This window comes from Monashia sp. HAY1-2A (assembly GCF_056755315.1).
Map to the genome: position 1 here is coordinate 1 of NZ_JBNDHY010000023.1, position 24,026 is coordinate 24,026.

Sequence of the window (24,026 nt, forward strand, 5' to 3'; positions counted from 1 at the left end):
CAGGAACGAGTGGTGGATGTTGATGACCTTGCCCTCGAGCTTGGTGCACAGGTCGTCGGACAGGACCTGCATGTACCGCGCGAGCACGACCAGGTCGACGTCGAGCTCGTCGACGAGGGCCAGGAGCCGGGCCTCGGCCTCCTCCTTGGTGTCCGGCGTGACCGGGATGTGGTGGAAGGGCACCCCGTACGTCGTGACGATGTCCTCGAAGTCTCGGTGGTTCGACACCACGCCGGCGATCTCCACGTTCAACGCACCGATCCGCGCGCGGTAGAGAAGGTCGTTGAGGCAGTGCCCGAAGCGTGAGACCAGAATCAGGGTACGGGTCGGCGTCGCGGCGTCGTGGAGCTGCCAGGACATCTGGAAGGCCTGGGCGACCCTCGCGAAACGGTCCTTCAGCTGGGCAAGGTCACCGTTGACGACGCTGAACTGGACCCGCATGAAGAACGTGTCACTGAGCCGGTCGTCGAACTGCTGACTCTGGCTGATGTTCCCGTTCTGCTGGACGAGGAAGCTGCTGACGGCGTAGACGATCCCGGGTGCCTCCGGGCACGAGATGGTCAGGACGTACTCGCTGCCGGCCGCGGGGCGAGGTGCCATGTGGGTCCTCCAAACGATGCGTATTACACAACACGAAGAGCAATACGCAACAGTCTGCCGTCGATGGTGGTTCGGGTCAAGCACTCCGACCGCAGGCGCAGGACTTGAGGCAGGTGGGGTCACGGACGGCCGTTCGTTCGGCCGTCGACGTGATTACCGGTCCGGTCTTTCGGGTATGCCGCAGGGTCTTGACAGTCGCACAGACCGGGGCCACTCTGTTGCACCATTAGCAAACAGGTGCGCAATGAGAGACAGCATTCGCTCGCCTGTTCTCCATGGAGAAGGGTGCGGCATGCCAGAGCTCTACGTGGACGGCGAGTGGGTCGAGGCTCTCTCCCGACGTCGTCGGGAGATTCGATGTCCGGCTGACGGACGTCTCGTCAGCACCGTCTCGGAGGGCGGCAGCGCCGACACCGTCAGCGCGATCGCGGCAGCACGGCGAGCCTTCGACGAGGGGCCCTGGCCGCGGACGCCCGAGGTGGAGCGGGGGGCCCTGCTCCTGCGGACCGCCGACCTCCTGCAGCGCGACAAGGCGCAGTTCGCGCGTGCGGAGAGCCTCGACACCGGAAAGCGGCTCGTCGAGGCGGAGTACGACATCGACGACGTCATCAGCTGCTTCCGCTACTACGGGGGCGTCGCGGGCACCGACGCCGGGCGGGTCATCGACACGGGTCGCGACGACGCGATCAGCCGGGTGGTCCGCGAGCCGGTGGGCGTCTGCGGGCTGATCACCCCGTGGAACTACCCGCTGCTGCAGACCTCGTGGAAGGTCGCCCCGGCCCTGCTCGCCGGAAACACCTTCGTCCTCAAGCCGAGCGAGCTGACCCCGTCGACGGCCATCCTGCTCATGCGCAGCCTCGAGGAGGCCGGCCTGCCCGCCGGCGTCGGCAACCTCGTGCTCGGCCCGGGTGACCAGGTCGGCGCCCCGCTGGCTGAGCACCCGGACGTCGACCTCGTCTCGTTCACCGGGGGTCTCGACACCGGCCGGTGGATCATGGCCGCCGCCGCACAGACGGTCAAGAAGGTCGCCCTGGAGCTGGGCGGCAAGAACCCCAACATCATCTTCGCCGACGCCGACCTCGAGACGGCTGTCGACTTCGCCCTCACCGCGGTGTTCCTGCACTCGGGCCAGGTGTGCTCGGCGGGCTCGCGACTCATCGTCCAGGACGAGGTGCACGACCGCGTCGTCGACGAGGTGGTCCGGCGTGCCGAGGCCATCCGGCTGGGGGGCCCGTTCGACGAGCGCGCCGAGACCGGCGCCCTCATCTCCGCAGCGCACCTGGAGAAGGTGTCCAGCTACGTCAAGGACGGGATCGCCGAGGGAGCGGTCCTGCGGTGCGGGGGTTTCCGAGCCGACACGGAGGGTCTCCAAGACGGCTACTTCTACCGGCCCACCGTGCTCGATGAGTGCCATGCTGGTATGCGGGTCGTGCAAGAGGAGTCCTTCGGTCCGGTGCTCACCGTGGAGCGGTTCACCGACGAGGCGCACGCGGTGCGCATCGCCAACGACACCCCCTACGGTCTGGCAGGAGCGGTCTGGACCCAGGACGCCGGCCGTGCGCAACGGGTGGCCCAGCGGCTGCGGCACGGCACCGTGTGGATCAACGACTACCACCCCTATGTCCCCCAGGCGGAGTGGGGCGGGTTCAAGCAGTCCGGTCTCGGCCGTGAGCTGGGTCAGGCCGGGCTCGCCGAGTACTACGAGACCAAGCACGTCTGGCAGAACATCCGCCCGTCAGCCCAGAGGTGGTTCAGCGGATGAGCACGCCCTCGCAGTCGACCACCCAGCCCCAGTCCACCCAGCCCCAGTCCACCCAGCCCCAGTCCACCCAGCAGTCCAGCCAGCAGGTCAGCCAGGAGAGTGCAGGAGAGGCCACCATGACAACTGCCACGAGCGACGAGCTGCTCGCGACCCCGACCACCCCGGCCGGGGCACCCGGCCGCTCGGCGGACCCGGTCATCTCGGTCCAGAACCTCTGGAAGGTCTTCGGCGCCAAGGGTGCCGACGTGCCCACCTCCCCGGAGCTGGGGGCCCTGTCCCGCCGTGACCTCAAGGAGCGCACCGGCTGCGTCGCAGCGGTCTGTGACCTGAGCTTCGACGTGGCGCCGGGTGAGGTCTTCGTCGTCATGGGCCTGTCGGGCTCGGGCAAGTCCACCCTCGTCCGCTGCCTCACGAGGCTGATCGAGCCCACCGCCGGCCAGGTGCTGTTCAAGGGCGAGGACATCCTCCAGGCCAACGAGCGGTCGCTGCGCGAGCTCCGCCGGCACAGCATCGCCATGGTCTTCCAGCACTTCGGTCTGCTGCCGCACCGCCGGGTCGCCGACAACGTCTCCTACGGACTCGAGATCCGCGGTACCGGCAAGAAGGAGCGTGCCCAGCGCGCTGCCGAGGTCATCGACCTGGTGGGGCTCTCCGGCTACGAGAACTCCTTCCCGGACCAGCTCTCGGGCGGCATGCAGCAACGGGTCGGCCTCGCCCGGGCGCTGGCCGGCGACCCGGAGGTGCTGCTGTTCGACGAGCCCTTCTCGGCGCTCGACCCCTTGATCCGGCGTGACATGCAGAACGAGGTCATCCGGCTGCACCACGAGGTCGGCAAGACGATGGTCTTCATCACCCACGACCTGTCCGAGGCACTCAAGCTCGGCGACCGCATCCTCATCATGCGCGACGGCCGGCTCGTTCAGGTCGGCACCGGAGCCGACCTGGTCGGGGCCCCGGCCGACGACTACGTGCGCGACTTCGTCCGCGAGGTCCCCCGCTCGCACGTCCTGACCCTGCGCTGGATCATGCGTCCGGTGCATCCGGACGACGTGCTCGACGGTCCGGAGCTCGGTCCCGACGTCGTCGTCCGTGACGCGGTGCGGGTGGTGCTCGAGGCCGAGCGCCCGATCAAGGTCGTCGAGGGCGGCCGGCTGCTCGGTGTCGTCGGAGACGCGGAGATCCTCTCGGTGGTCGCCGGATCATGACGACGATCGCTGCAGTCCGCACCGGCATCCGCCCGCATCGGGGCGTGATCATCACCGGCGTCCTGCTCCTGTGGCTGGTCGCGTTCACGGTGCTGCGTGGGCGTGACACCCTCTCGCTGGGTGCCGCGGACGTCACCTCGCTGCACTCCCGGCTCAACGACCTCAACGACGCGGTCGGCGCCAACCGCAACAGCAACCCGCTGTTCCTCTACTTCTTCAACGAGATCCGGTTGGTGATCGAGCAGCTCACGAACTTCATCTCCGCGCTGGTGTCGCAGCCGGCGTTCGGACGCCCGGTCCCTCTGATCGGCTGGCTCGGGGTCGTCGCGCTGGTGGGTTACGGCTCCTGGGCCCTGGGCAACCTCAAGGTCGGGCTGCTCGCCGTGGCCGGCTTCACCTTCATGGGCCTGCAAGGCCTGTGGCAGGAGAGCATGGACACCTTCGCGCTCACCCTGTCTGCGGTGCTCGTGTCGCTCCTCATCGGCATCCCGTTGGGGATCTGGTCGGGGGTCTCCGACCGCGTCAACCAGGTCGTCACCCCGGTGCTCGACTTCATGCAGACCATGCCGACCTTCGTCTACCTCGCGCCGCTCACCCTGGTCTTCCTCATCGGACCGGCCTCGGCGGTCATCGCGACGCTCATCTACGCGGCCCCGCCGGTCATCCGGATCGCGGCGCACGGCATCAGGCAGACGCCCAAGGAGACTCTCGAGGCCGCTCAGTCGCTCGGCACCACCCGGGTCCAGCTCCTGCGACAGGTGATGCTGCCGATGGCCAAGCGGACCATCGTCATCGGGATCAACCAGACGATCATGGCGGCGCTGTCGATGGTGACCATCGCGGCCCTGATCGACGCGCCCGGTCTGGGGCGGGTCGTGCTGCGGTCGCTGCAGTCCCTCGATGTCGGCGCCGCCTTCAACGCCGGCCTGTCCATCGTCGTCATGGCCATCGTCTTCGACCGGGTCACCACCGCCGCCAGCGTGCGCGTCGAGAGGTCCCGACGCAGCGCCAGCCGGATCCCCGCCTCGGTGCGCAAGGTCGCCCTGCTCGTCGGGGGAGCGGGCACCCTGGTGTGCCTCTACCTGTCCTACACCTTCGTCTGGGCGGCCGAGTTCCCCACGGACATCGACCTGGGCGCCCCGATCAACCGGTTCGTCACGGGCGTCACCGACTGGACGCAGGTTCACCTGAGCGCCCTGACCAGCGACTTCAAGGAGTTCACCACCGACCACGTGCTCAACCCGTTCCAGACGCTGCTGACCGACTCGCCGTGGTGGCTGTTGTTCGCCGTGCTCGTGGCACTGGCGGCGGTCGCCGGCAGTGTGCGCACCGCCCTCGTCACCGCGACGACGCTGGCCCTCATCGTGGGCACCGGACTGTGGTTCGACGCCATGTCCACGCTTGCCGCGACGTTGATCGCGACGGTCGCGGTGATGGCTCTGGGGCTGGTGTTCGGCGTGTGGATGGGCCGCAGCCCCAAGGTCGACAGGGTGGTCCGGCCCGTGCTCGACGCGGCCCAGACGATGCCCTCCTTCGTCTACCTCGTGCCGTTCGTCGCGCTCTTCGCGGCCAGTCGCTTCACCGGCATCGCCGCGGGTGTCGTCTACGCCGCGCCGGTGGCCATCAAGATCATCGCCGACGGGATCGCCGCCGTGTCGCCCACGACGATGGAGGCGGCGACCTCAGCCGGCTCCAGCACGTGGCAGCTCATCACCAAGGTCCAGCTGCCGATGTCGCTCCGGACCATCGCGCTGGCCATGAACCAGGGCCTGATCTACGTGCTGTCCATGGTCGTGGTCGGGGGCCTCGTCGGCGGCGGCGCGCTCGGCTACGACGTCGTGGCCGGGTTCCGCCAGAACTCGCTGTTCGGCAAGGGCCTGGCCGCCGGGCTCGCCATCGTCCTGCTCGGCATCATGCTCGACCGGCTCACCCAGTCGGTCGCCCGGCGGGCCCAGGCCACCACCGACCACGCCCGCCACTAGCACTTCCCGCAACCCCGAACCCACGCTGCTACCGCAACCTCGGCCGTGTGCCGAACGAAAGGCAAACCCCATGTCTCGTCCCAGATCCGTCCTGAAGAACCCTCTACCCCGAGCCCTGGCCGGCTGCACCGCTGCGGCCCTGGCGCTCTCGCTCAGCGCCTGCGGCGGTGCCAAGGTGGGAACCGACACCGCCGCCGGTGCCCAGGGCGGAAGCGGAGGCAAGTGCGGCACCTTCAACCTGGCGGTGAACGCCTGGGTCGGCTACGAGGCCGACGCTGCCGTCGTCGCCTATGTCGCCGAGAAGAAGCTCGGCTGCAAGGTCGTCAAGAAGAACCTCGACGAGCAGGTCTCGTGGCAGGGCTTCGGCACCGGGGAGGTGGACGCGGTGCTGGAGAACTGGGGCCACGAGGACCTCGCCAAGAAGTACATCACCGAGCAGAAGGTCGCCCAGGACGCCGGACCGACGGGCAACATCGGCGTCATCGGCTGGTACGTGCCGCCGTTCCTGGCCAAGCAGCACCCGGACATCACGGACTGGAAGAACCTCAACAAGTACGCCGACCTGTTCAAGACCTCGGAGTCCGGCGGGCAGGGCCAGATCCTCGACGGCGACCCGGGCTTCGTCACCAACGACGCCGCCCTCGTCAAGAACCTGAACCTCAACTACAAGGTGGTCTACGCGGGTTCCGAGGCGGCGCTGATCACGAGCTTCCGGCAGGCCGAGCAGACCCAGAAGCCGATGATCGGCTACTTCTACTCGCCGCAGTGGTTCCTCGCCGAGGTGCCGCTCGTCAAGGTCAACCTGCCGAAGTACACCAAGGGCTGCGACGCCGTGCCGGCCAAGGTCGCGTGCGACTACCCGGAGTACAACCTCAACAAGGTCGTCAGCACCAAGTTCGCGCAGTCCGGGAGCCCGGCCTACAACCTCGTCAAGAACTTCAAGTGGACCAACGACGACCAGAACCTCGTCGCGAAGTCCATCGCCCAGGACAAGCTGTCCGACGACGCAGCGGCCAAGAAGTGGGTGGACGCCAACCCGGACAAGGTGAACGCCTGGCTGGCTGCCGGCTGACGCGGTCGATCGGCCCATGTGCCCGGTCACGGACGACGTCCGTGACCGGGCACTGTGGTCTGCCGGTCCACGGATGCCGGCCGACATCGCCACATCAGGGTCCGCGGGGCTCTTGACACCCCGCGGGCGGTCCACGACGATTGTTGCGATCAGCGCATTGTGTTGCGCCAGACGCACTCTGGAGGTTTTGGAATGACGGGTCCCAAGGTGGTCATCATCGGTGCGGGGGTTGTCGGCGCCGCGCTGGTCGACGAGCTCACCGCTCGCGGCTGGGACGACGTGACCGTTGTCGACCAGGGCGACCTGCCGGCCCCCGGGGGGTCGACGTCGCACGCGCCCGGGCTGGTGTTCCAGGCAAGCGCCTCGAAGACGATGACCGAGCTGGCTCGCTACACCGTCGAGAAGTTCTGCTCGATGGAGTCGGAAGCGGGCCCGTGCTTCCTGCAGGTCGGTGGGCTCGAGGTGGCCACGACGCCGGAGCGGGTCGTCGAGCTGCACCGCCGGCACGGGTGGCTCACCGCGTGGGGCGTCGAGTCCCGCGTCCTCGACGCCGCAGAGACCGCGGCGATGTACCCGCTGCTCGACCCGGACGTCGTGCTCGCCGGCCTGCACATCCCGACCGACGGGCTCGCCAAGGCGGTCAACGCCGTCGATGCCCAGACGCGCCGGGCCGCCTCCCGCGGAGCGCGGTTGCTGCCCCGCCACGAGGTCCTGGACGTCACCGTCGAGGACGGCCGGGTGACCGGCGTCGTGACGGACCACGGTGAGATCCCCGCGGACATCGTCGTGTGCTGCGCCGGAATCTGGGGCCCCGTCATCGCCGACAAGGTCGGCATGAGCCTGCCGCTGACGCCCTTGGCGCACCAGCTCGCCTGGACGTCACAGGTTCCGGCCCTGGCCGGGGCCACTCGGGAGGCGACGCTGCCGATCCTGCGCCACCAGGACCAGGACCTCTACTACCGCGAGCGGTTCGACACGCTGGGCATCGGCTACTACGGGCACCGGCCGATGCCGATCCGGGCCGAGGACATCGCCCGCCTCGACGACTCGGCGGTCATGCCCTCCGTCCTGGAGTTCACCCAGGAGGACTTCGAGGAGGCGTGGACGCAGACGCAGAAGCTGCTGCCCTCCACGCGCGACGCGAAGGTCGAGGAGGGCATCAACGGGCTCTTCTCGTTCACCACCGACAACATGCCGCTCATCGGGGAGTCGCCGGACGTCAGCGGCTTCTGGGTCGCCGAGGCGGTCTGGGTCACGCACTCGGCCGGCGTCGGCCGCGCTGTCGCGGAGCTGCTGGTCGACGGGCACTGCTCGAGCTTCGACCTGCACGAGTGCGACCTCAACCGGTTCGAGGAGCACCAGCTCTCGCCGGAGTACGTCCTCACCCGGGACTGCCAGAACTTCGTCGAGGTCTACGACATCCTGCACCCGCTGCAGCCGACCGGCAGCCCACGCCCGATCCGCACCAGCCCGTTCTACGGGCGCCAGCAGGCGCTCGGCGGCGAGTTCCTCGAGGCGTCCGGCTGGGAGCGTCCGCAGTGGTACTCCGCCAACGCCGGTCTCGTGGAAGGCCGTGACATCTCCACGCCGAACGACTGGGCCGCCAGGTTCTGGTCCCCGATCGTCGCCGCCGAGGCGCAGGTGACGCGCGAGTCGGTCGCGATGTACGACATGACGGCGCTCAAGCGCCTGGAGGTCACCGGCCCCGGTGCGGCGCAGTTCCTCAACGGCCTCGTCACGGCCAACGTCGACAAGTCGGTCGGGTCGGTGACGTACTGCCTCCTGCTCGACGTCGACGGTGGCATCCGCAGCGACATCACGGTGGCCCGCCTGGCCACGGACCGGTTCCAGATCGGTGCCAACGGCAACGCGGACCTCGACTGGCTGAGGCGCCACCTGCCCGCCGACGGCAGCGCACAGGTCCGCGACATCACCGCGGGCACCTGCTGCATCGGCCTGTGGGGCCCGAAGGCCCGCGACCTCATCCAGCCGCTGACCGACACCGACTTCAGCCACGAGGCCCTGAAGTACTTCCGCGCCACCTCGGCCTTCATCGGGACGGTGCCCGTCACCGCGATGCGGCTGTCCTACGTCGGGGAGCTCGGCTGGGAGCTCTACACCACGGCGGACCACGGCCAACGGCTGTGGGACCTGCTGTGGGAGGCCGGGCAGGAGCACGGCGTCATCGCGGCCGGCCGCGGTGCCTTCTCGAGCCTGCGCCTGGAGAAGGGCTACCGCTCCTACGGTGCCGACATGACGGCCGAGCACGACCCCTACGAGGCAGGCCTCGGCTTCGCGGTCAAGCTCGACAAGGGCGACTTCGTCGGCCGCGAGGCCCTCCTGGCTCGCAAGGAGTCCAGCACGCGCCGGCTCGCCTGCCTCACGCTGCCGGACGCGGGCACGGTCGTCCTCGGCAAGGAGCCGGTGTACGCCGGTGACCGCTGCGTCGGGTACGTCACCAGCGCCGCCTACGGCTACACGATCGGCAAGGGGATCGCGTACGCCTGGCTGCCCGTCGATCTCGCCGAGGTCGGCACCGAGCTCGAGATCGGGTACTTCGACGAGCGCGTGAGGGCCGTCGTGACCGCCGAGCCGCTGTTCGACCCCGCGATGACGCGCCTGCGCAGCTGAGGGCCGGCGCCGGTCGGCCTCCCTCGACATCCGTCGACGTGGCGGCGGCCGGGCGCCGACCACGACGGACCCGACGCAGTGGCGTCCCGCGTCTCGCACCCGACGCCACTGCGTCGGTCCGAGGCACGGGACGCGGGCTCGGCCGGGGCCACCCGGCGTCGGTCAGCTGCCCAGGTGGCCCAACCGGCGGCTGATCTGGCTCCCGGCGGCCTGCAGCACGCCGGCCACCTCCTGAATGCGGTCCGGGACGAGCCGGAAGGCGGGGCCCGAGACGCTCACCGCAGCGACGACGCCGCCGGTGTGGTCGCGCACCGGGACGGCGACGGCGTTCAGGCCGACCTCGTACTCCTCGAACGTGGTGGCGAACCCGTCGGTCAGGGCCTGCTCGAGCTGCTCCTCGAGCGCGCTGCGCGAGGTGATGGTGGCGTCGGTGAGCCGTGGCTGGCCCGCGACGTCCAGGACCTCGTCGCGCTGGGCGCGGTCGAGGTGTGCCAGCAGGATCTTGCCGCTGGACGTGGCGTGCAGCGGGGTGAGCTGGCCCATCCAGGTCTGGGCCGAGATCGCCGACGGCCCCAGTGCCTCGGCCACGTTGACGGCGTAGTGCTCCCGGATCACGGCCAGGTTGATCGTCTCACCGAGCTTGGTGGCCAGCTCGTCGAGCATCGGCCGGGCCTGCCGGACGACGCCGAGCCGCACCGGGATCGCGCTGGCCAGACGCAGGATGCCGAAGCCGAGCTGGTACTTGCCGCGTTCCGAGTTCTGCTCGACGAGGCCACGATCCTCCAGCGCGGCGAGAAGCCGGAAGGCGGTGGACTTGTGCACGTCGAGGTCGGCGGCGACCTCGCTGACGCCCGAGCCACCGGTGGCGGCCAGGATCTCGAGCACGCGCACCGCCCGATCGACCGACTGGACGCCGCCGCTCGTGTCGCCGTTGGCGCGGCTGCTCCGCCGTGGAGCTCTGCTGTTGTTCTCCCCCTGCATATCGTTGCTCATGACGCAACCTTAACGCACGGGTAACAGTTGCGCATCGCGCAGTCTAGTGCGCAATCCGCTACTCCGGTACGCTCAGCACAGCTGGTCGGCCAGCTGTGGCACGTCGTGCCCGGCCCACGCGTCGCCGACCCTGGCACGGCCGCAGCTCCCTGCGGCCCGAGTTCGGAGGAAACATGGCGTCTGCTGTCTACGACTTCGTCATCGTGGGAGGGGGATCGGCCGGCTGTGCGCTGGCCAACCGCCTCTCGGCCGACCCGGCCACCAAGGTCCTCGTCCTGGAGGCGGGTCGCAACGACTCGCTCTGGGACGTGTTCATCCACATGCCCGCCGCGCTGCCCTTCCCGATCGGCAGCCGGTTCTACGACTGGAAGTACGAGTCCGAGCCCGAGCCGCACATGGGGGGCCGTCGGATCTACCACGCGCGCGGCAAGGTGCTCGGCGGCTCCAGCAGCATCAACGGGATGATCTTCCAGCGTGGCAACCCGTTGGACTACGAGCGGTGGGCGGCGGACCCGGGCATGGAGACGTGGGACTACGCCCACTGCCTGCCGTACTTCAACCGGATGGAGAACTGCCTGGCCGCCGACCCGGACGACCCGTTCCGCGGCCACGACGGGCCGCTGGCCCTCGAGCGGGGCCCCGCGACGAACCCGTTGTTCGAGGCGTTCTTCCAGGCTGCCGAGCAGGCCGGCTACAGCCGGACCAGCGACGTCAACGGCTACCGTCAGGAGGGTTTCGCGCGCTTCGACCGGAACATCCGCAACGGCCGGCGGCTGTCCGCCGCGCGGGCCTACCTGCACCCGGTCATGGACCGGCCCAACCTCGAGGTCGTGACGAGGGCCCTGGCCACGCGCGTGCTCTTCGAGGGCAAGACCGCCGTGGGCGTGGAGTACCAGCGTGGCCGCGGTGCCGCGACGCAGGTGCGGGCCAAGACCGTGGTCCTCAGCGGCGGCGCCATCAACTCGCCGCAGCTCCTTCAGCTGTCCGGGGTGGGCAACGCCCAGGAGCTGTCCCGGCTGGGCATCGACGTCGTGCACGACCTGCCGGCCGTGGGGGAGAACCTGCAGGACCATCTCGAGGTGTACATCCAGTACGCCTGCAAGCAGCCGGTCACGATGCAGCGCTACCTCAAGCACCGGTACAAGCCGTTGATCGGTGCCGACTGGCTCTTCCGGCACCAGGGCCCGGGCGCGACCAACCACTTCGAGGGTGGCGGGTTCGTCCGGAGCAACGACGACGTGGCCTACCCGAACCTGATGTTCCACTTCCTTCCCATCGCGGTGCGGTACGACGGGTCGGCGCCCGAGGGTGGCGAGGGGTACCAGGTGCACGTCGGGCCGATGTACTCCGATGCCGTCGGCTCCGTCAAGATCAGGAGCACGGACCCCCGGGAGCACCCGGCCCTCCGGTTCAACTACCTGTCGACGGACCAGGACCGCCGCGAGTGGGTGGAGGCGGTGCGCGTCGCGCGGAACATCCTGACCCAGCCGGCCATGGACCCGTTCAACGCCGGTGAGATCTCACCCGGACCCTCGGTCGAGACCGACGAGGAGATCCTCAGGTGGGTCGCCGAGGACGCGGAGACGGCGCTGCACCCCTCGTGCTCGTTGCGGATGGGGGTCGACGACAGGTCGGTCGTCGACCCGCTCACCATGGGCGTTCACGGCTTGGAGGGCATCAAGGTCGTCGACGCCTCGGTGATGCCCTACGTCACCAACGGCAACATCTATGCCCCGGTGATGATGGTGGCGGAGAAGGCTGCCGACCTGATCCTCGGCAACACCCCGCTGCCGCCGTCGGAGGCCCAGTTCTACCGCCACCAGCCCGCGGTTCACTGACCTGTCCACCGGCGCGACGTCGACCTCCGAGCCCCTCGCCCGCGAAGCCCTCAGGCTTCGCGGGCGAGTCTCTTGACACGGCTTTGTCGTGGTCTCAGACTGTTGCGCATCGTGCTTTGAGTTGTGTTATTCGCATCGAGGTGGTTCCTATGTTGTCAGTCTGTCCGCTGTCCTCACTCGCGCCGGGGGAGGCGCTGCGCGTTCAGGCCGAGCCGCCGATCGCGGTGTTCCACACCGAGGACGGCGAGGTGTTCGCGCTCGATGACACCTGCACCCACCAGGACGCGTCGCTCGCCGACGGCTGGCTGGAGGGCTGCGAGATCGAATGCCCGTTGCACGCCTCCCGCTTCGACCTGCGCACCGGCCAGGTCGACGCACCGCCGGCCAAGAAGCCCGTGCGAACCCACCGCGTCGTCGTGGAGGACGGCCACATCTACGTCGAGCTGTCCTCCGAGGAGCCCAACCTGCCGCCCGGGGTCAGCGCGAGCAGCCAGGGTGCGGGTGGTCGGGGATGAGGACCGTCGCGGTCGTCGGCGCCTCGCTGGCCGGGCTCTCCTCGGCCAGGGCGCTGCGCAGCCAGGGGTTCGACGGGCGGCTCGTCGTCATCGGTGACGAGCTGCACCGGCCCTACGACCGGCCGCCCCTGTCCAAGGAGTTCCTGGCCGGAAAGGTCGCGCAGGAGGACATCGCCCTCGAGGACGACGACGAGGACCTGGATGTCGAGTGGCTGCTCGGCGTCCGCGCAGCCAGCCTCGACCTGACCGAGCGCAGCGTGGTGCTCGGCGACGGCACGCGGATCCGGGCCGACGGGGTCGTCGTCGCGACGGGTGCCCGTGCGCGGACGCTGCCGGGCACGGAAGGGCTGGCGGGTGTCCACACCCTGCGGACGCTCGACGATGCCGTGGCACTGAGGGCCGAGATCGAGCCCGGGCGGCGGCTCGTCGTCATCGGCGCCGGCTTCATCGGTGCCGAGGTCGCGTCCACGGCGCGTTCCCTCGGCCTCGAGGTCACCGTCGTCGAGGCGATGGCGACCCCCCTCGCCGGGCCGCTCGGCACGGACATGGGCCGCATCGTCAGCAGCTTGCACGCCAACCACGGTGTCCGGCTCATCTGCGGCACCGGGGTGCGGCGGTTCACCGGTGCCGGAAGGGTGGACGGTGTCGAGCTCGACGACGGCCGGCTGCTGCCGGCCGACCTCGTGCTCGTCGGTGTCGGGGCCCAGCCCAACGTCGACTGGCTGCAGGGCTCCGGGTTGGAGCTCGACAACGGCGTCCGCTGCGACGCCGGCGGCCTGACGAGCTCTCCCGGCGTCGTGGCCGTCGGTGACTGCGCGGCCTGGTACGACCGACGGTTGGGTCGTCACCACCGAGTCGAGCACTGGACCGGAGCGCTCGACCGGCCGAAGCGCGCGGTGGCCACGCTGCTGTCCGGCGACGGCGCGGGACCGGATGTGGCCCCGCCCTACTTCTGGTCGGACCAGTACGGCGTGCGCCTGCAGTTCGCCGGCGACGCCCGGTCCGCCGACAGCGTGACCATCGAGGAGGGCGACCCTGCCGAGCACTGCTTCCTGGCGGTCTACCGACGCGCCCAGGAGCCGGTCGGGGTCCTCGGCCTGAACCAGACCAGACCCTTCACCCGGTGGCGCCGGATGCTCGGCGCCCCCACCGTTCCGGCTCCCGCCTGAAGGCCGGACAACCCTTGACAGCGCCGGCGTCTGCCAGCACGCTGTTGCGTATCACACTTAACGTTGCGTCATAAAAAACCTCACCACCCCCGCCCGTCGTCCAGGAGCTCTTATGTCCGTCATCGAGACCTCGCCCAGCCTCATCGCCACCCTGCCCGGTCACACGTACACCGATGAGGCCGTGTTCGCCGCCGAGCAGGAGCGGATCTTCGAGGCGATGTGGTTCTGCGCCGCCCGCTCGAGCGACCTGACGGGGCCCGGCTCGTTCAAGACGGTGCAGGTCGGCCGCGAGAGCGTGCTGATCACCCGCAACCGCAAGGGCGAGGCCCGGGCCTTCTTCAACATCTGCCGCCACCGCGGCGCCCAGCTGTGCACCGAGGAGTCGGGCCAGGCCCAGCGCTCGTTCCAGTGCCCCTACCACGCCTGGACGTACGACTTCGACGGCAAGCTCGTCGCAGCGCCGAACCTGACGAAGATGCCTGACATCGACCGCGTCGAGTACGGGCTGCGCACCATCTCGGTGCAGGAGTGGCTCGGCTACATCTGGGTGTGCCTGGCGCCGGAGCCCCCCTCGTTCGACGAGACCGTCCGCCACGCCGTCATCGAGCGCCTCGGTGACCTCGAGTCGATCGAGCACTACGACGTCGCCAACCTCGCCGTCGGGCGCCGCATCGTCTACGACGTCAAGGCCAACTGGAAGCTCATCATCGAGAACTTCATGGAGTGCTACCACTGCGCGACGATCCACCCCGAGCTCACCGAGGTTCTGCCCGAGTTCGCCGACGGGTTCGCCGCCCAGTACTTCGTGGGCCACGGCGCCGTCTTCGGTGAGGAGATCAAGGGGTTCACCGTCGACGGCTCCGAGGGGCTGGACCGTATCCCGGGCGTCTCCGACGACCAGGACCGTCGCTACTACGCGATCACCGTCAAGCCGCAGGTCTTCATCAACCTGGTGCCCGACCATGTGATCTTCCACCGGATGTACCCCCTGGCGGCCGACCACACCATCGTCGAGTGCGACTGGCTCTACCTGCCCGGTGTGGTCGAGAGCGGCAAGGACGTCAGCGCGTCGGTGGAGCTGTTCCACCGGGTCAACCAGCAGGACTTCGACGCCTGCGAGCGGTGCCAGCCGGCGATGAGCTCGCGCGTCTACGCCGACGGGGGAGTCCTGGTCCCCAGCGAGCACCACATCGGCGAGTTCCACGAGTGGGTCCAGGCCAAGCTCGCGGGCGCCGTCGGCCCGACCGCCGGCTAGCGGTGCAGCTCCACCTCCACCCACCCGCCCGGACACCCGGCCGGCCTCGGCGCTCACGGAAGGAGCGGGCATGGCGACCGCAACACTGATCGACGGCAAGCGGATCGCCGAGACGGTCAAGCGCGACCTGGCAGAGCGCGTCTCCATGCTGCAGCTGCAGGACATCCGGCCGGGTCTGGGGACGATCCTCGTCGGAGACGACCCGGGGAGCCGTTCCTACGTCAACGGCAAGCACCGGGACTGCCGCGAGGTCGGGCTGCACTCCATCCGGGTCGAGCTGCCGCAGACCGCCTCCCAGGAGGAGATCGAGGCGGCCGTCCTCCGGCTGAACGCGGACCCGGCCTGTACCGGGTTCATCGTCCAGCTGCCGCTGCCGGCGCACATCGACACCCACCGCGTGCTCGAGCTCATCGACCCGGACAAGGACGCCGACGGCCTCCATCCGGTCAACCTCGGGCGGTTGGTCCTCGGCATGCCGGCCCCGCTGCCGTGCACGCCGAGGGGGATCATCGAGCTGCTGCGACACCATGACGTCCCCATCACCGGGGCACGCTTCTGCGTCATCGGCTGCGGCCTGACCGTCGGCCGTCCGCTGGGACTGATGCTGACGCGGCGCAGTGAGCATGCGACGGTGACGCTGTGCCACGAGGCGACCGTCGACGTCGCGGCGCACACGCGCGTCGCCGACGTCGTCGTCGCGGCCGCAGGCGTGGCACACCTCGTGCAGCCGGACTGGGTCAGGCCAGGTGCGACGGTGCTGTCCGTCGGCATCACCCGCACCATCGAAGGCATCTTGGGCGACGTGCATCCGGCCGTGGACAGCGTGGCAGGCAAGGTCAGCGGAGCAACCGGGGGGGTCGGGCCCATGACGCGAGCGATGCTGCTCACCAACGTCGTGGAGATGGCCGAGACCCTCGGAGGCCCGTGATCGGCGTGCCGGACCCGACGAAGGGTCCTGCGCCGATGCTGCCGCGATGACGTTCGAGCACAGCAACCCCACAGAACGGTGAGCACCTCCCGGTTCACGTCTGAAAGGAAACGGCATGGCTTCAACGACGTTACAAAAGGGTCTCAGCGACCGTCAGCTGAGGATGATCGCCATCGGCGGCGTGATCGGAGCGGGCCTGTTCGTCGGCTCGGGCGTGGTCATCGGCAGCACGGGGCCCGGATCGTTCATCGCGTACGCCCTGTGCGGCTTCGTGGTCATCATGGTCATGCGCATGCTGGCCGAGATGGCGGTCGCGAACCCTTCGACAGGCTCGTTCGCGGACTACGCGCGCAACGCCCTCGGCGGTTGGGCCGGGTTCTCGGTCGGATGGCTGTACTGGTACTTCTGGGTGATCATCGTCGGGTTCGAGGCGATCGCGGGCGCGAAGATCGTCCAGTACTGGGTGCCGAACGCCCCGCTGTGGCTGGTCTCGCTGATCCTGCTCAGCGCGATGACCGCCACGAACCTGTTCTCGGTGTCCTCCTTCGGGGAGTTCGAGTTCTGGTTCGCCGGCATCAAGGTGGCGGCCATCATCATCTTCCTGGCTCTCGGTGCGGCGTACGCGTTCGGATTCTGGCCCGGCAAGTCGATGGACTTCTCCAACCTGACGGCTCATGGGGGGTTCCTGCCCCATGGCGCGCTCGGCGTCACCGCCGCGATCGTGACGGTGATCTTCTCGATGACCGGCGCCGAGGTCGCCACCATCGCCGCCGCCGAGTCGAAGGACCCTGAGAGGGCGGTGGCCAAGGCCGCGAACTCGGTGATCATGCGCATCGCGGTCTTCTTCATCGGCTCGATCTTCCTGCTGACCGTCATCCTGCCGTGGAACGACAAGACGGTGGCCGCTTCGCCGTTCGTCGCCGCGTTCACCCAGATGGGGATTCCCTACGCCGACCACATCATGAACGCGGTCGTGCTCACGGCGGTGCTGAGCTGTCTGAACTCCGGGATGTACACCGCCTCCCGCATGCTCTTCGTGCTCGCCGCGCGCCGTGAGGCTCCGCTGCAGCTGGTCAGCGTGACCAGCCGCGGGGTGCCCGCCGTGGCGATCCTGGCGTCGTCCGTCGTCGGCTTCCTGTGCGTCATCGCCGCCGCCGTCTCGCCCGACACGGTCTTCGCCTTCCTGTTGAACTCCAGCGGCGCGATCATCCTGTTCGTCTACTGCCTCATCGGCATCTCGCAGGTGGTGCTGCGGTTCCGCTCAGGGAGCCAGTCGTTGAAGGTGAAGATGTGGCTCTTCCCGTTCCTGTCGATCGGGACGGTCCTGGCGATCGCCGCGATCCTGGCGCAGATGGGCATCAAGGAGGACTCCCGGTCGCAGCTGATCCTCAGCCTGCTGTCGTGGGCCGTCGTCATCGCGTTCTTCTTCGCGAACCGGTGGTTCATCGCCCGTCGTCCCGTGGCCGAGGCACCTGCTCGGACGGTGGCTCCGCACCGGGTCCTCGTGCTGGCCAACGAGACGGCCAACTCCACCGAGCTGCTCGACGAGCTGCGCGGCATCGGCGCCGAGCACGACGCCAGCTACTACGTCGTCGTGCCCGCCAGCCCCGTCGAGACCGGTGTGGCGGCCACGCACGGCCCGCTGGACGTGATGCAGGCGACCCGCGAGGCCGCCACGGCACGGCTCGACCACACCCTGGGGACGCTTCGCTCGGAGGGTCTGGACGCCGACGGCGCGCTGGGGGACTACCGGCCGCTGCGAGCACTGGCGAACGGTGTCGCCACCTTCCGTCCGGACCAGATCGTCATCGCGACCCTGCCGCTCGAGAGCTCCGTGTGGCACCGCTTCGAGGTCGTCGACCGAGCGCGGGCGGAGTACCCCGAGCTGCCGGTCACCCATGTCGTGGCGGCTCCCGTGCCCGTCGGAGCGACGGTCGCATGACGATCATCGCTGGGTTCAGCTCGAGCAGGCAGGGCAGCGCTCCGCTCAACCTGGCCGCTCAGCTGGCGCGGACGACCGGGCAGAAGATCGTCGCCGCGGCGGTCGTGGAGCGGGGGCCGCGCGCGGGCGCCGACCGGATCGAGGACGAGTACCGGCGCCACCTCGTGTCCCAGGTGACAGCGTCCCTCGAGCGGGTAGTCGAGCAGGCGTGCAGCGACGTCGACATCTGCGTGAAGGTCCACCCGTCGACCTCGACACCCAACGGTCTGATGGAGCTGGTGGGCGAGCACGACGCCGACCTCGTGGTGGTCGGGTCGTCGTCGGCGGGTCTGCTCGGCAGGGTCGACCTGGGTAGTGTGACCGAGCGTCTCGTGCACACCTCGAAGGTGCCGGTCGCGATCGCCCCCCGTGGCTACCCACCGGGTCGCATTCCGATCGGGCGGCTGACGGCGGCCTTCGGCGGCGCCCCGGACGACGGAGGCCTCATCGCGACCAGTGCCCGGCTGGCCGACCGGTGGAAGGTGCGGCTGCGGATCGCATCCTTCACGTCGCGGCCGTTCACCATGTTCGGCGGCTCGATCGAGCGGTCTGCCGAGGACCTGGTCGTCGAGCGATGGAGGCGCAGGACCATGGACGAGGCGGTCAAGCAGCTGGGCGAGGTGCACGACCCTGTCTCGAACGTGGACGTGGTGACCGGGATCGGCACCGAGTGGCGCGAAGCAGTGGAGAACATCCCGTGGAGGCGCGGTGACCTGCTCGTGCTCGGATCCGGGGCGGCCGGCCCGATGGCGCAGGTCTTCCTCGGTTCGGCGGCCGCGAAGATCCTGCGGCACGCACCGGTCCCGGTCATGATCGTCCCGAGGCAGCGCCCCACGCCCTGACCCGTGAACCGGGCCCCCGGAACCCGACGGTGGCCGGTCGCACGCCGATGTCCTGGCGTGCGGCCGGCACGACCGGGGACATCGGCTGCCATGAAGGCGTGGGCCGCCGGGCCGCCCGGCCCTGAAACGAACCGAAGGGGCGTCCGCGTCCCGTGACCGAGGAGCTATCACACGCCATGGCCGAGCACGAGTTGCTGGGGACGCCCGACGAGTCTCGCCTGAGGGTCCGGACCCCACGCGAACACGCGGCGGGTGTCGAGGCGGTGGCGGTGGCCATGGGCCGGGCCCTGGGGGAGATGGGACCCTCGCGCGCCGCCCGGACGCTGCTGCGCCTCAACCAGGTCGACGGGTTCGACTGCATGTCCTGCGCGTGGCCCGACCCGGATCCCGATCATCGCCACACCGCCGAGTTCTGCGAGAACGGCGCCAAGGCCGTGGCCGAGGAGGCGACGACGGCCCGGGTGGGGCCGGAGTTCTTCGCTCGGCACAGCATCGCCGAGCTGGCTGCGCGCCCGGACCACTGGCTGGGCAAGCAGGGGCGGCTGACCCACCCGATGGTGCGCCGTCCGGGTGGCACGCACTACGAGCCGATCGCGTGGGACGAGGCGTTCACGCTGGCCGCGTCGCACCTGAACGGGTTGGGGACGCCGGACGAGGCGGCGTTCTACACGTCCGGGCGCGCCTCGAACGAGGCGGCGTTCGTCTACCAGCTGTTCGTCCGCGCGTTCGGGACCAACAACCTCCCGGACTGCTCGAACATGTGCCACGAGTCGAGCGGCGTGGCGCTCATCGACACGATCGGCATCGGCAAGGGCAGCGTCAGCCTCGAGGACCTGTACCGGGCCGAGCTCATCGTGCTGGCCGGGCAGAACCCGGGCACGAACCATCCGCGGATGCTCTCGGCGCTCGAGACCGCGAAGCGGCGCGGGGCGCGGATCATCAGCATCAACCCGCTGCGCGAAGCGGGCCTGGTCAACTTCCGCAACCCGCAGCACGCCCGCGGCGTCGTGGGCCACGGCACCGACCTGACCGACCTGCACCTGCCGATCCGTCTCGGCGGGGACCAGGCACTCTTCCAGGCGATCGGGTCGCTGCTCGTCGAGTGGGATGCGATCGACCACGCCTTCGTCGACGCCCACACCGACGGGTTCGCCGCGTGGCGGGAACACGTGGCCGACGTCGACTGGGAGCGGGTCGGGCAGGCGACCGGCCTCGAGCGCGACCTGGTCGTCGAGGCGGCCAGGATGGTCGCGAGCTCCGGCGCCACGGTCTGGTGCTGGGCGATGGGCCTGACCCAGCACCGCAACTCGGTGGCCACCATCAAGGAGGTCGTCAACCTCGCGCTGGCCCGCGGCGACATCGGCAAGCCGGGGGCGGGCCTGTGCCCGGTCCGGGGCCACTCCAACGTGCAGGGCGACCGAACCATGGGCATCTGGGAGAAGCCGCCGGCCTCCTTCCTGGACGCCCTGGCGGCCGAGTTCGGGTTCGAGCCGCCGCGGCGGCACGGCTACGACACCGTGGAGACGATCGAAGCCATGCTCGCCGGCAAGGTCGGGGTCTTCGTCGGGCTCGGCGGCAACTTCCTCCACGCCGCGCCGGACACCGGCGTCACGGCGGAGGCGCTGCGGCGTACGGCGCTGACCGTGCAGGTGTCGACCAAGCTCAACCGCTCCCACCTCGTGACCGGGGAGACCGCCCTCATCCTGCCCACGCTCGGGCGCACCGAGCGCGACGACCGGGAGAGCGGGCCGCAGTTCGTGACGGTCGAGGACTCGATGTCGGTGGTCCACGCCTCGCGTGGCCGCCTGGCACCCGCCGGCGAGCAGCTGCGCTCGGAGGTGGCCATCGTCTGCGGGCTGGCCGAGGCCACCCTGGGCGCGGGGACGAGCCACGCCGACGGCACGAGCATCGACTGGGCGGCGTTGCGGGCTGACTACGGACGGATCCGCGCGCACATCGAGCGCGTCGTCCCGGGCTTCGACGACTACGAGGCCCGGGTCCTGACCAGGACCGGCTTCGTGCTGCCGCACCCGCCGCGCGACCGGCGCGCGTTCGACACCCCGTCGGGCCGGGCCCAGTTCACGACGTCGGACCTCGACCTGCTCGAGGTGCCGGCGGGCCACCTCGTGCTGCAGACGATGCGCAGCCACGACCAGTTCAACACCACGATCTACGGCCTGTCCGACCGCTACCGCGGCATCGAGGGCGGGCGTCAGGTGGTCCTGCTCAACCGTCGCGACATCGAGGCCCACGGGTTGCGGGCGGGCGACCACGTCGACATCGTGGCGCACTGGGCCGGCGACGACGTCGACCGCCGCGTCCGCAACTTCCGGGTCGTCGAGTACGACACCCCGCGGGGGTCCGCCGCGGCGTACTACCCCGAGACCAACCCGCTGGTGCCGCTCGCGTCCGTCGCCGAGCACAGCAACACGCCCACGTCCAAGTCCGTCGTCGTCAGGCTCGAGCCCAGCACCGCACCTGGGTGACGGAGCCGAGGCAGCGGCCGTCCGGGCCCGGTCCGCCGGTCGGCCACCGAGCTGGACGCGCCCGACGGCTCGCCTAGCTCGGTGGCAGGAACGGTGCGACCAGCCGGGCCCGCTTCGCCGGCTTGCCGGTCCGCTCCTCGTAGGCGTCGGACGCGTCGAGCGTCTTGGCGATGAGCCTCGAGGCGATGAACCGGATGGGCTCGGGTTCCCAGTTGCGGGTGTGGTGCCCGACCCACGGCAGCGTGGTCAGGTCCGTGCTGTCGCCCAGGATCAGGTCGCGCATGGTGCGGCCGGAGATGTTGGCGGCCGTGACGCCGTGGCCACCGAAGGCACCGACGAACCCGAGTCCCGTCGTGCGGTCGAACGTCGTCCGCATGCACCAGTCGCGCGGGACCGCCAGGGGCCCGCCCCAGTGGTGGGTGATGCGAGCCTGCGACACCGCCGGGAACGCCTCGCGCAGGGTCTCGGTGAGCCTCTGGAAGACCCCGGCGTCGCGCTCGTTCTCGGGGGAGATGGGGTTGGTCAGCCGGTACGGCGCCCCTCGGCCGCCCAGGGCGACCCGGCCGTCGACCGTGCGCTGGGCGTAGAAGTACAGGTGCCTCACGTCCGAGACCCCGAGACCGTCCCGCCAACCGAGGTCGTCCCAGGTCTGCTGGGGGAGGGGTTCGGTGGCGATCATCAGGGAGTAGAGGGGCAGGAACCTGCGTCGCTGTCCGCGCTCGCGGATCGTGTAGGACTCCGTGGCCCGAACCACGACATCGGCCAGCACTCGTCCGTTCCGGCACTGGACCACCTTGGGGCCCAAGCGTTCCGCTGCACTCTGCTCGTAGATCGTCACCCCGAGGCGCTCGCAGGCATCGGCCAGTCCGCGGGCCAGCCGGGCGGGGTCGACGCGCGCGCAGTGCGGCGTGAACGACCCGGCGAGGACGCCTTCCGCCCCCCGGACGAGCTCGGCGCACTCCTCGGGCGTCAGCATCCGGTAGTCCTCGGTCCCGAGCCCGAAGCGGTGCTTCGCCTCGGCCCTGGCGCGCAGACGCTGCACCTGCGGATCGGTCGTCGCGAGGTTCAGCGCCCCCTCCTTCCGGTAGCCGCAGTCGATGCCTTCGGCCGCCACGACGCGGCCGATCTCGTCGACCCCGTGCTGGGTCTCGCGCTCGGCCCGCAGGACGTTGTCCCACCCGTGGTCGCGGGCGTAGCGTGCGCCGCTGCCGGCGATCCCGGCGGACACGAAGCCGCCGTTGCGACCGGCAGCGCCGAACCCCGCGATCTCGGCCTCGACGACCGTGACCCGCAGGGACGGGTCGGCCTTCTTGAGGTAGTACGCCGTCCACAGGCCGGCGAACCCCGCTCCGACGATCGCGACGTCGCAGGTGTGGTCACCGGACAGCTGCTGTCGCGGGGTCAGGTCCTGGACCACCCCGTCGAGCCACAGGCTCCTCGACCAGCGGTTGTCGGCCGCCGGGGGGAGAGCGGCCGCATCAACGGGCCCGTTCTTCGACATGAGCTGCGCACCTCCGCTTACCGACTGTCGTCTGTCGACAGTCATTCTGGCGGCCTCGGCGGAAGTCGGGACATTCATCTCACGGAAAGGAACGGCGCACGCGGCCGAGCGGGGCCTGCCGGGCAAGCCGGCTGGCGCGGCCGGGCCGGAGCCGTGAAGTCAGGCCGCCACTCGAGGGAAGGTTGGAGCGACGGCCTGACCTCAGCCGCCTCGTGGGGGACCGAGGCCTCGACGCGCAGGCTGGGGTCACGCGCGGCGGTGACTAGAGCGTGGCAGCAGGTCGGGTGCCGGCTCAGCGGTTCGCGTGAAGTCGGCCCTCGACCGGCCTCACGATTCGGTGACGGGCAGCCGCTGACGCCGGCCCGTTCCCCGGCGGGCCTACAGGAGCCTTGGGCTCATGGGGCGTCGTCGGGCTCGTCACCGGCTGCCGCCGCGCGGCGTCGGTCCTCCTCGGCGTCCGCGCTGCCGACGGGCACCCCGTCGTCCGTCTCGGCGTCCGTGCTGCCCGCGACGCCCGTCAGGCCGTCGGTTGCGTCCTCGCCGTCATCCGCATCGCCGTCGCCGGCGGCGCGCTCACGGTCCGCCTCGACGTCCGCGCGGCCGACGGGCACGCCCTGGTCGGTCTGCTGCTCGTCGCCGCGGTCGTCGAAGGCGCCGGATGCCGCCGCAGCGCCTGCGACGGGAATGCCGCCGCTGCCGGAGGTGCCAGCTGGGTTGGTCATGTGTCCTCCTCGCGTGGTGCTCCCTGTCCCCGGCTGCATACCCGCCGGCGAGGCGCGTGACCCATGAAGAGACCTACGGGCGCCACCTCCGTGGCCCGGTGCCTCCGGCAGGTCTCGAGCGCCGGTTCAGCGGACCGGTGCGTGCCGCGTCCACGCGGGGACGTCCTCGACGTGGCTGACGACCCACGAGATGGTGCCGAGCGGGTCCTCGATGCGGCCCCATGTTGCCCGAGGGCGCTGTCGGCGAGCTCGGTGACCACGAGGCACGCGCAGCGGCAGCCCCGGCGAAGGCGACGTCGGCGTCGGGGACGAACACGCGCAGCAGGCCCGGCATCACCGGCCACTCCGGCCTGCGGTCGAAGGCCGGGACGACGGTGTCGCCGGCGGTGATCTCACCGTGGCCGATCGAGCCGTCCTCGGTCACGACGCGGGCGTGCACCTCGCCGTCGAGCACCTGCGTGACGACGTCGACGAAGGCTCCGGTGTCATCGGTGACGAGGTGCCCGTGCCCGTACAGGTCCCGCTCCGCGCCCGCCCTCACCCG

Annotated in this window: 19 protein-coding genes; 13 read left to right on the plus strand and 6 right to left on the minus strand. The window is 70.1% G+C overall.

All coding sequences use genetic code 11. The annotated features are described in order from the left end of the window. A partial coding sequence (locus tag ACPYOM_RS05340; RefSeq protein ID WP_481345170.1) for a formyltetrahydrofolate deformylase occupies nt 1-600 on the minus strand: 600 nt, incomplete at its 3' end. Between the two features lie 292 nt (nt 601-892). Between ACPYOM_RS05340 and ACPYOM_RS05345 the strand changes: the two genes are divergently transcribed. Further along, nucleotides 893-2,362: an aldehyde dehydrogenase family protein gene (locus ACPYOM_RS05345; RefSeq protein ID WP_481343921.1), complete on the plus strand. Its 1,470-nt coding sequence runs from the start codon at nt 893-895 to the stop codon at nt 2,360-2,362. Here ACPYOM_RS05345 and ACPYOM_RS05350 read toward each other — a convergent pair. Beyond that, nucleotides 2,352-2,477, minus strand: coding sequence for a hypothetical protein (locus ACPYOM_RS05350; RefSeq protein ID WP_481345171.1), 126 nt, complete (start codon nt 2,475-2,477; stop codon nt 2,352-2,354). The two genes, ACPYOM_RS05345 and ACPYOM_RS05350, sit on opposite strands and share 11 nt — an antisense overlap. A 1-nt stretch (nt 2,478) precedes the next feature. Between ACPYOM_RS05350 and ACPYOM_RS05355 the strand changes: the two genes are divergently transcribed. The 4 genes from ACPYOM_RS05355 (at nt 2,479) to ACPYOM_RS05370 (ending at nt 9,252) form a co-directional block, all read left to right on the plus strand. After that, on the plus strand, nt 2,479-3,567 hold the full coding sequence (locus ACPYOM_RS05355; protein ID WP_481345172.1) for a quaternary amine ABC transporter ATP-binding protein: 1,089 nt from the start codon (nt 2,479-2,481) through the stop codon (nt 3,565-3,567). Beyond that, a complete protein-coding gene (locus ACPYOM_RS05360; RefSeq protein ID WP_481345173.1) occupies nt 3,564-5,549 on the plus strand; it encodes an ABC transporter permease in 1,986 nt (661 codons plus the stop codon). The genes ACPYOM_RS05355 and ACPYOM_RS05360 overlap by 4 nt, the downstream gene beginning before the upstream one ends. Before the next feature lie 70 nt (nt 5,550-5,619). Next, the gene (locus ACPYOM_RS05365; protein WP_481345174.1) at nt 5,620-6,621 is read left to right on the plus strand and encodes an ABC transporter substrate-binding protein; all 1,002 of its coding nucleotides are present in this window, start codon (nt 5,620-5,622) and stop codon (nt 6,619-6,621) included. Between the two features lie 192 nt (nt 6,622-6,813). Further along, a complete protein-coding gene (locus ACPYOM_RS05370) occupies nt 6,814-9,252 on the plus strand; it encodes a GcvT family protein (RefSeq protein WP_481345175.1) in 2,439 nt (812 codons plus the stop codon). Nucleotides 9,253-9,414: 162 nt separating this feature from the next. Here ACPYOM_RS05370 and ACPYOM_RS05375 read toward each other — a convergent pair whose 3' ends face one another. Continuing rightward, the gene (locus ACPYOM_RS05375; protein WP_481345176.1) at nt 9,415-10,245 is read right to left on the minus strand and encodes an IclR family transcriptional regulator; all 831 of its coding nucleotides are present in this window, start codon (nt 10,243-10,245) and stop codon (nt 9,415-9,417) included. 173 nt (nt 10,246-10,418) lie between these two features. On the opposite strand from ACPYOM_RS05375, the gene betA reads away from it, so the two are divergent. The 8 genes from betA (at nt 10,419) to ACPYOM_RS05415 (ending at nt 21,259) form a co-directional block, all read left to right on the plus strand. After that, the gene (betA, locus tag ACPYOM_RS05380) at nt 10,419-12,083 is read left to right on the plus strand and encodes a choline dehydrogenase (RefSeq protein WP_481338862.1); all 1,665 of its coding nucleotides are present in this window, start codon (nt 10,419-10,421) and stop codon (nt 12,081-12,083) included. A 149-nt stretch (nt 12,084-12,232) separates the two neighbouring features. Further along, nucleotides 12,233-12,598, plus strand: coding sequence for a bifunctional 3-phenylpropionate/cinnamic acid dioxygenase ferredoxin subunit (locus tag ACPYOM_RS05385; RefSeq protein WP_481338860.1), 366 nt, complete (start codon nt 12,233-12,235; stop codon nt 12,596-12,598). Next, a complete protein-coding gene (locus ACPYOM_RS05390) occupies nt 12,595-13,767 on the plus strand; it encodes an NAD(P)/FAD-dependent oxidoreductase (RefSeq protein WP_481345177.1) in 1,173 nt (390 codons plus the stop codon). The genes ACPYOM_RS05385 and ACPYOM_RS05390 overlap by 4 nt, the downstream gene beginning before the upstream one ends. Before the next feature lie 112 nt (nt 13,768-13,879). Then, nucleotides 13,880-15,022, plus strand: coding sequence for an aromatic ring-hydroxylating oxygenase subunit alpha (locus ACPYOM_RS05395; protein ID WP_481338856.1), 1,143 nt, complete (start codon nt 13,880-13,882; stop codon nt 15,020-15,022). 70 nt (nt 15,023-15,092) lie between these two features. After that, a complete protein-coding gene (locus ACPYOM_RS05400; protein WP_481345178.1) occupies nt 15,093-15,950 on the plus strand; it encodes a bifunctional methylenetetrahydrofolate dehydrogenase/methenyltetrahydrofolate cyclohydrolase in 858 nt (285 codons plus the stop codon). A gap of 115 nt (nt 15,951-16,065) precedes the next feature. Continuing rightward, on the plus strand, nt 16,066-17,892 hold the full coding sequence (locus ACPYOM_RS05405) for an amino acid permease (RefSeq protein WP_481345179.1): 1,827 nt from the start codon (nt 16,066-16,068) through the stop codon (nt 17,890-17,892). Then, a complete protein-coding gene (locus ACPYOM_RS05410; protein ID WP_481345180.1) occupies nt 17,889-18,773 on the plus strand; it encodes a universal stress protein in 885 nt (294 codons plus the stop codon). Before ACPYOM_RS05405 ends, ACPYOM_RS05410 begins: the two co-directional genes overlap by 4 nt. A gap of 176 nt (nt 18,774-18,949) precedes the next feature. After that, nucleotides 18,950-21,259 carry an FdhF/YdeP family oxidoreductase gene (locus ACPYOM_RS05415; RefSeq protein WP_481345181.1) on the plus strand — a complete coding sequence of 770 codons (2,310 nt, stop codon included), beginning with the start codon at nt 18,950-18,952 and terminating at the stop codon, nt 21,257-21,259. Between the two features lie 73 nt (nt 21,260-21,332). Here ACPYOM_RS05415 and ACPYOM_RS05420 read toward each other — a convergent pair whose 3' ends face one another. The 3 genes from ACPYOM_RS05420 to ACPYOM_RS05430 all read right to left on the minus strand — a co-directional run bounded on the left by ACPYOM_RS05420 (nt 21,333) and on the right by ACPYOM_RS05430 (nt 24,023). After that, nucleotides 21,333-22,760 carry an NAD(P)/FAD-dependent oxidoreductase gene (locus ACPYOM_RS05420; RefSeq protein WP_481345183.1) on the minus strand — a complete coding sequence of 476 codons (1,428 nt, stop codon included), beginning with the start codon at nt 22,758-22,760 and terminating at the stop codon, nt 21,333-21,335. 395 nt (nt 22,761-23,155) lie between these two features. Further along, complete coding sequence (locus ACPYOM_RS05425) at nt 23,156-23,482, minus strand: hypothetical protein (RefSeq protein WP_481338844.1); 327 nt, start codon at nt 23,480-23,482, stop codon at nt 23,156-23,158. Nucleotides 23,483-23,555: 73 nt separating this feature from the next. Then, on the minus strand, nt 23,556-24,023 hold the full coding sequence (locus ACPYOM_RS05430; protein WP_481345184.1) for a VOC family protein: 468 nt from the start codon (nt 24,021-24,023) through the stop codon (nt 23,556-23,558). Between the last annotated feature and the right edge of the window lie 3 nt (nt 24,024-24,026).